Source organism: Sulfurimonas gotlandica GD1, from assembly GCF_000242915.1.
GTDB classification, from domain to species: Bacteria; Campylobacterota; Campylobacteria; order Campylobacterales; family Sulfurimonadaceae; genus Sulfurimonas; species Sulfurimonas gotlandica.
Genome location: NZ_AFRZ01000001.1, coordinates 2654262 through 2666978 on the forward strand (window position 1 = coordinate 2654262; position 12717 = coordinate 2666978).

Genomic DNA, 12717 nt, shown 5'->3' on the forward strand with positions numbered 1-12717 from the left:
ATGAATTTAAATATGTCACTGCAAAATAAGATATTTTCTATTTTTATTGTTGTGTTAACTCTTGGTATTGGCTTTGTTGGATGGTATGGATATAAAACTGCTTCTGAAGGTTATATTGAAAGTGCCTATAAGCTTAGTGAACGTGATACAAATAATCTTACTATTGAGATAGAAGGAAACTTGGGGCATGTTACAAAAGATGCACTCTATATAAAAGAGTTTTATGCCCTTAAAAGATATATGATCTGGAAATCAATGTCTGTAGATACAAAAGCACAAATGTGGAAAGATATATTCTCAGATGCACTGCTGGACTTTTTAAAAGCACAAAAAGACTACTATAAAATTAGAGTAGTTGATTTAGATGGAAAGGAACTGCTTGTAGTCAAGTATGATGAAAAGAGTAATAGCGCCTATTTGTTGGCAGATTCAGAGCTTCAAAATAATAGTGGAAGAAACTATTTAGAAGTGCCTAAGACACTAAAGAAAGATGAGTTCTTTATATCAGATATGAATCTAAATATTGAATATGGAAAGATTGAACAACCTTTTATTCCTGTTGTAAGATATTCTACACCTATCATCAGTGATAATGGAAATATGATAGGAGTTTTTGTAGTAAATATCTATGCGAATAATATACTTAATATTGTTAATCAAGCGTCTATTAATGGTGCTAAAAAAGGTTTTTCTTACTTTTTAATAGACAAAGAGGGAAATTACCTCTTTAATAAAGATGAGAGTAAGACATGGGGTTCTCAGATAAAAGGAAAGTCGAACTTTAATGATGATCATTTTAATCTAAAGAAGTTCATGAAAGACAAATCAAAAGGAACTTTTATACATAACAATAAGATTTACTCTTATCGCGCAGTTCATCCGCTGAAGCAAAACAGTGAGAACTATTGGTACGCAATTTCAAGTGTGGATACGAATATTGCACTTGAGAAGTTAGATGATTTTAAACAGTTATTTATCTTTATATTACTATTTGTAGTAATTATTAGTTTCTTTATTATTAAGTTTTATTTATTAAAAATAACAACGCCATTAGCTCAGGTAACTTCTCAACTAAAAGCACTCTCAAGGGGTGAAATTAAAAAAGAAGAGATCAACTATAGCGGTAATGATGAAATAAGTGAGATAGTAAATTCAACTCAAAAAGTTATAGATGCTATTGAGACAACAATATCTCAAGCTAATGCAGTTGCAGATGGTGATTTTTCTAAGGAGATAGAACTTCTTGGTAAGAATGATCAACTTGGTCTTGCAATTACAGATATGACAAAAAGACTCAAAGAGATAACTTCTTTAGCTAAAAAACTCTCTACTGGAAATTATGATACAAAAATCATTGCTAAAAGCAGTGAGGACAGACTTGGTATGGCGCTAATTGATATGATTAAATATCTTGAAGTAGTAGCAAGTGTCGCTGAGTCAATTGCTGAAGGTAATATTGATGTAGATTACAAAATCGTCGGTGAGGAGGATAGGTTAGGTATTGCAATGCTTAAAATGATTGCTTACCTAAGAGGAATAGTCTCTCAAGCTGATGCCATAACTAAAAATGATTTTTCTAAGAATATTGAAGTGAAATCAAAAAATGATGAGCTAGGTATTGCTCTTGGCATCATGACTAATATGCTACAAGAAAATGATATAAAAAATAAAAATGAAATCTACTTTAGCGATGGTATTGGTGAGTTTAGCGATAAACTTACAGGTATTAGTGACACTATGGAACTCTCTAAAAAAGCTATAACAATGGCAAGCAGATATGTAGATGCTTGTAGTGGTGTCGCATATATTTATGACAAAGAAAAAGGTGAACTTGGTCTTATCGCATCGTACTCGTTTAATCCAAAAGACAGTTCTTCAAACATATTTAAACTAGGAAATGGAGTAATCGGGCAAGTTGGATTAGAGAAGAAATCTATTCTTCTTAAAAACGTAGAAAACGAGCACTATGATGTGAAAACAGGCACAACCCTATCAAAGCCCAAGGAAGTATTTGTTCTTCCCCTCATCCATGAAGGGGAACTCTTTGGTGTTGCAGAGCTTATGACTTTTGAAAGTTTCAGCAAGGTGCAAAAAGATTATCTTAAAAAGGCCTCTGAAATCTTTACAACATCACTTTTCGCTGCTACTCAAAATATGCAGATAAAAGTATTACTTGAAGATTCTAAGCGAGCTTATGAAGAGCTGCAAGTGCAGAGTGAAGAACTTCAGGAATCAAACGTTCAGATGGAGGAGCAACAGCAGCAGCTCACTCTTCAAGCCAAAAGTATGAAAATTAAAAACGATGAATTGCTTCAGGCTAAAGAAGACCTTGATAAGAGAGCAGATGATTTAGAAAAAGCCAGTAAATATAAAAGCGAGTTCTTGGCAAATATGTCGCATGAACTTCGTACTCCGCTTAACTCGATTATATTACTCTCAAAACTCCTTACTCAAAACAAGAAAGAGACATTGAGTGATAGTGATGTATCAAAAACTTCGGTTATACATAAAGCAGGTAACGACTTACTACTTCTTATCAATGACATTTTGGACTTAAGCAAGATAGAATCTGGGAATATGGAATTAAATGAGAGTGAATTTGATACTAGCGAAATTAGAGAAGAGATTGAAGGTCTTTTCTCTGAAGTAGCAAAAGAAAAAAATCTAAATTTTGAGGTAAGAGATAGTTTTAACAGAAGTTTTATAGTTGATAAAACAAAACTGCTGCAAATTATTAAAAACCTTCTCTCTAATGCATTTAAGTTCACAAAATCAGGGGAAGTGTCTCTTTCTGTATTTAAGAAAAATAGAGATATAGTTTTTGAGGTGTCAGACACGGGTATAGGCATCCCAGAAGCTAAACTAGCTCTTATCTTTGAAGCGTTTAAGCAGGTTGATGGAAGTATAAGCAGAGAGTATGGCGGAACGGGGCTTGGTCTTTCTATAAGTAAAACATTCATAAACTTGATGGGTGGGCGTATAGAAGTAGATTCAAAAGAGGGTATAGGCTCCAGCTTTTTGGTAATTCTTCCAATTGAAAAAGATGACTATGAGAAAGAAACTTCAAGCAAGATAGAAGTCACAGATATTATTCTTGCAGATGATGAGATAGAACTATTTGACAAAGAACTTTTAAAGTCTAAGAACATCCTAATAGTAGATGATGACAGTAGAAATATTTTTACTCTCTCTTCAGTAGTTCAAGAACTTGGAGCGGATACATACAGTGCCTTAAACGGTGAAGATGCATTTAAACTTCTAGAAGAGGAAGAAGCAAATATGGATGTTATTCTTATGGATATTATGATGCCTATTATGGACGGATTAAAAACCATTGAGAAGATTAAAGCAGATGAAAGATTTAAACATATTCCTATCATCGCAGTAACTGCAAAAGTCATGAAAGAAGATAAGAGAATGTGCTATGAAGCCGGTGCAAATGATTATCTTGCAAAGCCAATAGACCAAAATGCTCTTATCTCTATGTTAAAAGCGTGGAGCAAGTAGTTGTTAAAGTTTGTAAAGCAGGGTAGAGAGTGCAAGATAGAGATTTATGACAATGTAAGTAGTGAAGAAGTTCTTCAACTTAAAGAGCTTTTGGATGAAAGTTTTTATCTCTTTAGCATAAACTTTGCGCGTATATATAATATACCGGCTTCTCTTGTAGAATTGCTGTACGAATACATAGAAGTGCTACAAAAAAATATAAACATAGTGGTAAATAAAAGTAGGCTCTCTAGATACTTGAACTATGTAGGTCTAAAGGGTATATTTGTATCTAAGATAAAAGATAGACAGAGTACAAATCCAAATATAAATATAATAGCTATTGGCGGAAGTGCAAATAGCAGTGCAAAGATTATAGAGATACTCTCAAATATTGATACTACAAAATTTGCAATTTTTTTAATTCAGCATATCGATCCTCTAAAAGATGGCATCTTTGATGAGATATTAGAAAACTACGTAGATAGTAATATCTTCTATGCATCTGAAGGAATGGATGTAAAAGTAGGGCAGATATATTTGGCCTCTAAAGATAGACATATGACTGTTAAGAATTCTAAAATACATTTAGAAGATTCTGCTCTTAAAAATGGAGCAAGACCATCTATATCTGTTAGCTTTGAATCTTTGAGCCAAGAGTATAAAGATAATTTTTGTGGAATTATTACTTGCGGATATGCAACAGACGGTGTTGACTCTCTTGCAACTCTAAAAAGGAACAACTCCGTTGTCTTAGTTCAGAACCCTGATGATTGTGAGGCCAGCTCAATTCCTAAACAAGCAAAGAATCAAAAAATATATAACTTTATATTTGACACAAGAGATATAGCTTTTTATCTAAGATGTATGAGTCTACAATATGATACTCTTGATGAGTGGATAACTTTTCTTTTTGATGCAATATACACTAGATATGAGTACGATTTTAGGCTTTACCAAAGAGATTCTGTGAAGAGAAGAGTTGAGCAGTTTATGATAAAGCATAGAATAGTTGACGTAAAGACATTTGTTGTTTTAGTGATCTTTGACAAGTCTGCCTTTAAATCTCTTTTTTTAGACCTTTCCATAAATGTAACAGAGTTTTTTAGAGATGTAGAAGCTTCTAAAAAAATGATTGAAATCATCAAAAAAGAGCACAAAAACTGTTACAATATAAAAATATGGAGTGCAGGTTGCAGCAGTGGAGAAGAGGTTTATTCTACGGCTATTATCTTAAATGAGTTGGGGTTGCTGCATAAGAGCATACTGTATTCAACAGATTTTAATCCAATAGTAATTGAAGAAGCAAAAAATTCTATTTACTCAATAGAGCGCTTTAACAAGGCAAAAAAAGCTTACGAAGAGTTAGGCTTTAAGATGCCACTAGAGAACTACTTTGAGATAAATACAAAGTTTGTAAAAGTAAAAGAATATGTAAAACAGAATGTGCTGTTTTTTGTACATAATTTAGAAAAGGACAGTGTGTTTAATGAGTTTGATATGATTGAGTGTAAAAATGTAATGATTTATTTTAACGAAGAACTAAAGCAAAATATTTTTAAGATGTTTTACGATTCACTAAAGTTTGGTGGTCATCTACTTTTAGGACCAAGTGAGAAGCTCCCTGCAAACTTTGAAGACAGGTTTGAAGTATGTGATGATGTAAATAAGATATATAGGAAAGTGGCTTAATGAAGAGAGTTTTATGTGTTGATGATATAGAAACAAATCTTTTTACTTTAGAAGCTCTTTTTGAGACTCATCATAGTGATAAGTACGTTGTAGTTACAGCAATGTCTGGAAAAGAAGCACTAGAGATTTTACTTTGCCAAAAAATAGATATGATACTGCTTGATGTAATGATGCCAGAACTTGACGGCTATGAGACTGCAAAACTTATTCTTAGCAATAAAAAGACAAAAGATATCCCGATTATCTTTATAACAGCGAAAAAAGATCAGGACACAATCTCTAGATGCTACGATGTTGGTGGCGTTGACTATTTGAGTAAGCCATATAATGAGCAAGAGTTGTTTGTAAGAATAAAGTTTCATCTTGATATGGTTGAAAATAAAAGAGTTTTAGAAGTTGAGAAAAAATTTACTCAAGATATCTTAGACATGCAAGATAATTTAGTCGTTATTTCAGATGGGAAAAAGGTTGTAAAGATAAATAGAGCTGTAACAAAGCTTTTTTGTCTTAAAAGCATTGATGACTTTATAGCTCAACATACATGTATTTGTTTCACATTTGTACATGAAGATGGATATTTTCACTTAGGTTTAGTAAATGATGATGAGCTTTGGATAGATGTATTGCTAGAGCAACTAAAATCAAAAGATGTTCTCGTCTTAATAAATGATATAGAAAATTCACAATTAAACTCGTTTGATATAAAAGCAAAAGTTTTTGGAAAAGATTTTCTTGTTACATTGACAAATATAACATCATTTGATGCCGAATCAAAATATAATGAGCATGAAGCATCTTACGACAGTCTTACAAATATTTATAACAGAACTAAGTTAAATAACCTTTTTACTATACAGATAGAGACAGCAAAAGTAAATAATAACACTTTTGCTTTTGTTATGCTCGACATTGATTACTTTAAAGCTGTAAATGATAATTATGGGCACTTAATCGGAGATGCAGTTTTAATACAGATGACAGATCTGATTAAGAAGCATATACGTGATAGTGATATCTTCGCAAGATGGGGTGGAGAAGAGTTTGTACTTCTTCTTCCACATGTAGGTTTGAAAAAAGCTGAGGAAATAGCGAACTATTTAAGAACTAAAATAGAAGCAGATAAGTTTCCAGAAATAGATAGCATTACCTGTAGTTTTGGTGTTACGTGCTACAAAGATGGAGATAACATAGACAGTATTATAAAAAGGGCAGATTCAGCTCTTTATGATGCAAAAGATGCAGGAAGAAACATAGTATGCACAGTCAGTTAATAAATAACTACAACATCCTGTGTGTTGATGATAATCAGAATAACCTTTTTACACTAAGTGCACTGCTTGAAAATAGTGGCAATATTAATGTCATAGAGGCTTTGGGTGCAAAGGCAGGACTTGATAAGTTGCTTTTGGAAAAGATAGATCTTATTCTTCTTGATGTTCAGATGCCTGAGATGAACGGTTTTGAAGTAGCAAGGCTTGTAAAAGCAAATAGGAAAACAAAAGATATCCCTATTATCTTTGTAACAGCCGTCTTTAAAAGTGAAGAGTTCATAAAAGAGGGCTTTGAGATAGGGGCTGTTGATTATTTAACTAAGCCTATAGATGATAATCAACTACTAAATAAGATAATGCTTTATTTAGAGATATTTGAAAAAAATCATAAGATTATGCAGAGTGAGAAAAAGTTTGTTGACATAGCTCAAAGTATTGGTGATGGTATTTATACTCTAGACCTAAACAATAAAGCCACTTTTATAAATAATCAGGCACTTAATAAGCTTGGGTTTGACTACAGAGAACTTATGGGAAAAGAGATTCATGATTATATTCACTATAAAGACATTAATAATAGACCTATAAAATCCAGTGAGTGTAAAATTCATAAAGCGATGATAAGTGGTGAAGCTTATAAAGATGACAATGAATATTTTATAAAAAAAGACGGTAGCTTTTTATCTGTCTCAGTACTCGCTACACCACTGTATATAGACAGTGAAATTGTTGGATCAGTTACGGTCTTTAGAGATAACACAGAAAAAGAAAAGATTCTCACACTAGAAGAAGAGAAGATTAAAAATCAAGAGCAGATAATTCATTCTATGATTGATATGATTGAGTCTCGTGACTCCTATACAGCCGGTCATACAAAAAGAGTTGCACACTATTGTGAGCTTATTGCAACCGAGATGCAATACTCTAAAGATGATATAAATCTCTTAAAAAAAGCAGCTTGGTTACACGACATAGGAAAAATATCTACACCTGACAGTGTACTTCTTAAGCCAAACAGATTAAATAAAGTAGAATATAAACTTATTCAAGAACACTTATCAAGTGGTTATGAGATGCTAAGCAAGATAGATGACTATAGAGTTATTGCAGATATTATGAGGGAGCATCATGAAAAGTACGATGGAAGTGGATATCCAAGAGGTTTAAAGGCAAACGCTATTATGCCGCTAAGCCGGATTATGATAGTGGCAGATGCTTTTGATGCCATGACAACTAACAGAGTTTATAAGCCTAAGAAAAGTCTGTCAGTTGCACTTCAAGAACTTGAAGATTTAAGTGCTGAGCATTTTCATCCAGAAGTAGTTGAGGCTTCTTTAAAGGCACTGGCTAATGTAGATGTAAGTGATGATACTTCTCAACTTCCTAAGACATCTATGGAAGAGCATAGATTTTCTTACTTTTACAAAGACAGACTTACTGATCTTTTTATCATAGACTATCTCTCTTTGATTTTAAGATACCATTTAGATTCTGATTCTGTATATCTTTACAGTGTTAAGCTCAATAACTTTACTGAGTACAACAGAAAATTTGGCTGGTCAAATGGCGATAAATTTCTTATAGCTTTCGCAAGTTTTATAGATAATCTTTATGATAATACTGTTGTATTTAGAATAGAGGGTGATGACTTTATGATTTTGAGTGAGATCAAAAGAGCAACTTTAAAAGAAGATATTCTAAAAAGTAATATTTTAAAAGATACACAACTTGGTCTTGGTGTTAGTGAAAAATATATTGAAAATATTAGAGCAAAAGATGAGAAAACACTATCTGAAGAGTTTAAAAAAGACCTTAGTTAGTGGATGTCAGGAGTAGATAATGATTATTTATATTCATGGTTTTAGTGGAAGTGGAGAAGGTGTTAAAGCCAGAGCTTTTAGAGAGTATTTTAAAAATAAAGGTGATAGTTATATTGCTCCATCTTTGTCCTATGTTCCAGACTTGGCTATAAAAACTTTAGAAGAATTAATTGAGTCTTATGATGGAGATGTAAAGCTTATCGGCTCTTCTCTTGGTGGTTTCTACTCTATCTATTTAGCTAATAAGTATAACTTAAAAGCAGTTCTTATAAACCCTTCAATACACCCATATATAACACTTAAGCAAGTGCTCGGGAGTGCTCCTAGTTTTTATGATGAGAGCAGTTTTACGTGGATGGAGTCTCATATTGAGATGCTAGAAAAGTATGAAACAAAAGTACAAAACCAGAGTGACTTTATGCTTTTGGTTCAAAAAGGTGATGAGCTGCTTGACTATAAAGAAGCTGTAGATAAACTACCAGAAGCCAAGGTTCTTGTCGAAGATGGTGGAAGCCATGGATTTGACGGTATAGAGAAACATTTTGAGGGAGTAAGTGTCTTTTTCTCCTTTTGAATAGTGTTCTTTATAAATTACTTTAACTATTTTCGATATAATCGTTGATAAAAATATACTACTATTTTAATATATTAAAAATTATGATAAAGGATAAAATATGGAATGCGAATTTCCTTCAGTTAATTCAAACAAACAAGAGATAAAAGAAATTTTTCAAGAGGTTAAGACTATTGCTGTTTTAGGTTTATCACCAGATCCTGAAAAACCAAGTTATAGAGTTGCTAAATATTTACAAGGAGAGGGTTTTAGAATAGTTCCTGTATATCCTAAAGAAGATACTATCTTAGGTGAAAAAGTTTACAGATCACTTGCTGAAATCCCATTTCCAATAGATATGGTAGACATATTCAGAGCAGCTAAAGCACTGGATGCTGTTGCTGATGCCTGTATTGCGAGAGGTGATGTAAAGGTTTTTTGGGCTCAAAAAGAGATAGTTAACAATGTTGCAGCACAAAAAGCAAAAGATGCAGGAATGAAAGCCGTACAAAATATGTGTACAATGATAGAGCACGAAGCACTAAAAGGTTAAAAATATTGTTAGATATAAATAAAATTTACGAAGCACGAGAGCGTATAAAAGATGTCATAGTTAATACACCTTTCTCGTACGCACCATATTTAAGTGAAATGACATCTTGTGAGGTTTATCTTAAAAAAGAGAATCTTCAAATTACAGGTGCTTTTAAAATAAGAGGTGCATATAACAAAATAGCATCTCTAACAGATGCTCAAAGAGCTTGCGGTGTAGTAGCAGCAAGTGCCGGGAATCACGCTCAGGGAGTTGCTCTTTCTGCTTCAAAGTTCAAGATACGTGCAGTAATCGTAATGCCTGAGTCAACACCACTTACAAAAATTGATGGTGTTAAGTATTACGGTGCAGAAGTTATCTTAGCCGGTGCAAATTATGATGAAGCTTATGCTTATGCACTTACGTACGGAGAAGAAAACTCTTTAACTTTTGTTCATCCATTTGAAGATGAAGAAGTTATGGCAGGTCAGGGTACTTTAGCTCTTGATATTTTAGATAGTTGCCAAGATCTAGATGCTGTAGTTATTCCAGTAGGTGGCGGTGGTCTTATTGCCGGAATGGCAACAGCTATAAAAAGTATAAATCCCAGTATTGAGGTAATTGGTGTTAGTGCTAAAGGTGCACCTGCTTTTAAAAACTCTTATGAACTTAAAAAAGCAGTTGATAGTCTGAGTGTAAGAACAATTGCTGATGGTATTGCAGTCCGTGATACTTCTGAGATAACTCTAAAGTATGCCCTAGAGAGCGTAGATAATATTATTAGTGTTGATGATGAAGAGATAGCAAGCGCAATTTTATTTCTTTTAGAGAAACAAAAACTTGTTGTAGAGGGTGCTGGAGCAGCATCTGTAGCTGCAATACTTCATAATAAATTAGGTCATCTTAGAGGTAAAAAAGTTGCACTTGTCCTTAGTGGCGGGAATATGGATGTAACTCTGCTTTCTGTAATCATTGAAAAGGGTCTTTTAAAATCTGGTAGAAAAATGAAAGTAACAGTTACTTTAATAGATAAACCAGGTTCACTTATGAGATTTACAGAGCTACTTAAAGAGTTAAATGCAAATATAGTACACATTGCTTACGATAGAACTTCTATCTCTCTAGATTATGGTGATGCTAACGTGACTGTGCACATGGAAACAAAAGGTGAAGCGCATCAGCAAGAAATTAAAGATGTTCTTAAAAATGAAGGTTATTTGAGAGATAATTAACTATGAAAGCAATAAAAGAAGTAAATTTTAAAGACGCGATAATTAAGATTAAGATTCTTGATGATGGTAAGCTTTTAGTTGTTGATTCTAAAACAGTAGTTAGATTTTTAGATATCAACTCACTAAGTACTATCTCTGGATTTAAAGGTGGTATATCTCACTTAAGATTCAGAAATCATGTTGTAGATTTCAGCAGTGATGCCAGTTATTTTACAGTATTAAATGCTAGCTGTAGTGAAGCTCTTCTTTTCGATGCAAAAACCAAAAAAGTACTCACAAAGATTGATAGACACCATGGTGAGGTTACCTGTGTAGCTATTGAGCCTAAAAATAAATATATGTTTTCGTGCGGTGATGATGGAAAATCATATGGTATAGATATAGAAAATAAAAAAATTGCCTTTACTCTTCCAGTGCATGTTGATGCTGTTAATGATATAGCTTTTAGCGAAAATGGACAGTGGGTTGCAACTGCTAGTTATGATAAAAAAGTTCAAATATTCAACATGACAATGATGGCTAGAAAGCATAGACTGGTTGCGCATGGCGATCCTGTAATGAAAGTACATTTTTTAAGTGAACATAGACTTGTAAGTATAGATAAAAAAAGTAGTGCAATCATTTGGGATTATTACACTGGAAAAGTAATTACAAGACTTGAAGGTATCCATGATGATGTGTTACATATTACAACAAGTGCGGATGGTAAATTTCTATTTTTTGGTACTCAGCTTGGTTATATTCTAGTATATGAATTAGAGAGTTATAAGGTACTTTCAAAAAAATATATAAAACTAACTTCGTCTATTACAGCCCTTGGTTTTGATAAAAGCACTGATCAGTTAATGGTTGGAACTCAAAGTGGTGACTTGCTCTTTTATAGCATCTATGAAGGTGAAGAATATATAAAAGAACAACTGCAGGTTAAAGACTATGAAGCTATTCAAAGATTTGTTGAGAAAAATCCATTGTTAGCATATACAAAAATATATCAGCTTGTTATAAATTTGTGGGAAACAACACTCAAAAAAGCAAAGCTTTCTCTTGAAGCAGGTGACAAACAGAGTGCCATCAACCTTTTTAAACATTTTAAAAATATACCTTCTAAAAACTCTATTATGCAAAAAGTTATGCTTGAATATGAGGAATTTGAAAGATTTGCAATGCTTGCAAAACAGGGTAAATTAGCTCTTGCGTATTCTCTTGCTCTTAAGCATCCAATGTATCAAGACTCAAAAATTTACAGAAGCTTAGAAGCAGGTTGGAGAAAAGCATTTACAGCAGCCCAAAAACATGCTATTGATCCAAAGGGTGCTGATATAGCTCGTGATATCTTAGCTCCATATAGAGGAATAACACAAAAAACAAAACTAATACAAGAACTTTTAACAAAGAGTGAAGTGTATAAGCGTTTTCGTGTTGCTATTGGTCAAAAAGATTTTAGAGTTGCATTTGAACTTATCAAGCAACATTCATTTTTAAAAGAGTTCGCAGATTATGATGCATTGATGAACTATGCAGACTCACTATATATTAAAAGTCAAAAACTTCTTCAAGATGGTGATACTCACGCTGCTATAAAAGTTCTTAGAATATTGGTTGATTTTAGTGATTTTACTCTTGAAGTTAAAGAGTTGATGAGAGATATAGAGAATAAACAGAAGTTTTATAATGCTATGGAAGATGGTGATGCAGAATCTGCGTATAACCTTCTGTCAATAAATGATGAACTTCAAGATTCTGAAGATGGAAAGTTGCTGCAAGAAGAGTGGAATAATGATCTTTTAAAAGCAAATGAGTATGCACTTGAAGGCAATGTAAAACAATTAAATGAAGTGTTGAATAAATATATGAAGATCAGTTCTAAAAACAATGCTTTAGCAAACATATATGGTTGGTGCTACATGGCACAGCTTGAGAAAGCAGTGAAAAATAAAAAAGAGCAGGCTGTTATCGAAAATGGTATAAAAAACTATATTTTATACTTCGGATTACAAGATCAGATAGAGAGTTTTTTCCATATTTTTAAGAAAAATTATCCAGCTACTAAACTAAACTTAAATCTCCAGACAAAAGGCTCTATAAGCATGTGGAGAGCTTCTATGATTGTTAAGTCTATCTTAGATTAATT

The 12717-nt window shown here is 32.8% G+C and carries 8 protein-coding genes; all 8 read left to right on the forward strand.

All coding sequences use genetic code 11. The annotated features are described in order from the left end of the window. A complete protein-coding gene (locus SMGD1_RS13110; protein ID WP_008337571.1) occupies positions 1-3507 on the forward strand; it encodes an ATP-binding protein in 3507 nt (1168 codons plus the stop codon). After that, a complete protein-coding gene (locus tag SMGD1_RS14495) occupies positions 3508-5178 on the forward strand; it encodes a CheR family methyltransferase (protein WP_008341531.1) in 1671 nt (556 codons plus the stop codon). Continuing rightward, complete coding sequence (locus SMGD1_RS13120; protein ID WP_008337384.1) at positions 5178-6449, forward strand: diguanylate cyclase domain-containing protein; 1272 nt, start codon at positions 5178-5180, stop codon at positions 6447-6449. Before SMGD1_RS14495 ends, SMGD1_RS13120 begins: the two co-directional genes overlap by 1 nt. Beyond that, entirely contained in the window at positions 6434-8269 is a 1836-nt protein-coding gene (locus tag SMGD1_RS13125) for an HD domain-containing phosphohydrolase (RefSeq protein WP_008337469.1), read from the forward strand. Before SMGD1_RS13120 ends, SMGD1_RS13125 begins: the two co-directional genes overlap by 16 nt. 19 nt (positions 8270-8288) lie before the next feature. Continuing rightward, the gene (locus SMGD1_RS13130) at positions 8289-8843 is read left to right on the forward strand and encodes a YqiA/YcfP family alpha/beta fold hydrolase (RefSeq protein ID WP_008337404.1); all 555 of its coding nucleotides are present in this window, start codon (positions 8289-8291) and stop codon (positions 8841-8843) included. A gap of 100 nt (positions 8844-8943) precedes the next feature. After that, a complete protein-coding gene (locus SMGD1_RS13135) occupies positions 8944-9375 on the forward strand; it encodes a CoA-binding protein (protein WP_008337153.1) in 432 nt (143 codons plus the stop codon). Between the two features lie 5 nt (positions 9376-9380). Beyond that, positions 9381-10586: a threonine ammonia-lyase gene (gene ilvA / locus SMGD1_RS13140; RefSeq protein WP_008337342.1), complete on the forward strand. Its 1206-nt coding sequence runs from the start codon at positions 9381-9383 to the stop codon at positions 10584-10586. A gap of 2 nt (positions 10587-10588) precedes the next feature. Next, complete coding sequence (locus SMGD1_RS13145) at positions 10589-12715, forward strand: WD40 repeat domain-containing protein (RefSeq protein WP_008337173.1); 2127 nt, start codon at positions 10589-10591, stop codon at positions 12713-12715. Positions 12716-12717: the final 2 nt, after the last annotated feature.

Coding starts and splice junctions, on each gene's coding strand:
- SMGD1_RS13110 (WP_008337571.1), top strand. CDS start 1: ATGAATTTAAATATGTCACTGCAAAATAAGATATTTTCTATTTTTATT.
- SMGD1_RS13120 (WP_008337384.1), top strand. CDS start 5,178: ATGAAGAGAGTTTTATGTGTTGATGATATAGAAACAAATCTTTTTACT.
- SMGD1_RS13125 (WP_008337469.1), top strand. CDS start 6,434: ATGCACAGTCAGTTAATAAATAACTACAACATCCTGTGTGTTGATGAT.
- SMGD1_RS13130 (WP_008337404.1), top strand. CDS start 8,289: ATGATTATTTATATTCATGGTTTTAGTGGAAGTGGAGAAGGTGTTAAA.
- SMGD1_RS13135 (WP_008337153.1), top strand. CDS start 8,944: ATGGAATGCGAATTTCCTTCAGTTAATTCAAACAAACAAGAGATAAAA.
- SMGD1_RS13145 (WP_008337173.1), top strand. CDS start 10,589: ATGAAAGCAATAAAAGAAGTAAATTTTAAAGACGCGATAATTAAGATT.